Genomic DNA, 642 nt, shown 5'->3' on the forward strand with positions numbered 1-642 from the left:
ATAACGCCCTGCTAAGGGGTGAGCAACGCAATACAAAGCCGCCGCAAACCACCTTAATCACTAAATTCAACGCATAGTGAAAATGCCACGCGTTGCGAATCCCTCTTGAGCAGTTTGTTAGTCGCGAGGCACCGAGCGACAATTTTAAGCCGAACTAAACTTTGCGAACAACAAACTTTATGTGCTTTGATGCATTTAAGTCAGGCGCAGTCTCAAAGCGGCTACTCAATGAAACCACTTAGAACAAACAACGCCGTAGAAAACGGACTGACAACACCAAAAAGCGCTTTTGGAAAGCCAATCTCACAGTGCGGACTTGCAACAAAGCCACTGAAACCACGTGGAACTTAAAACACCAGAGAAGACGACTTTTCAGCGAGTAGATCTGCTTTTGAACCAACAAACTCAACGAGCAGAGTTACAACCAAAAACAAATTCTCGATTACCCTGCTCTGTCAGCACCAAAGAACAAAACAACCGTGAGGACACTTGCAAAATTTTGGACTTAAAACCGTTAAAACTGAGTTTTGACCATTGCCGATAGATCTGTGTACCAAATAGACTACTGCCAAATTTTTAGGTCAGAAACATGATTTTGATTGCTAGCTTTTTCTGGCGACTAACGCCCTGTTAAGGTGTGAG

Annotated in this window: 1 pseudogene; it reads left to right on the forward strand. The window is 43.6% G+C overall.

Going from position 1 to position 642, the window contains the following annotated elements:
- Window positions 1–228: 228 nt before the first annotated feature.
- A pseudogene (locus D8S93_RS25455) lies at window positions 229–483 on the forward strand (hypothetical protein).
- Window positions 484–642 lie beyond the last annotated feature (159 nt).

Origin of the sequence: Vibrio sp. VGrn 2 (assembly GCF_009361695.1) — a bacterium.
GTDB classification, from domain to species: Bacteria; Pseudomonadota; Gammaproteobacteria; order Enterobacterales; family Vibrionaceae; genus Vibrio; species Vibrio diabolicus.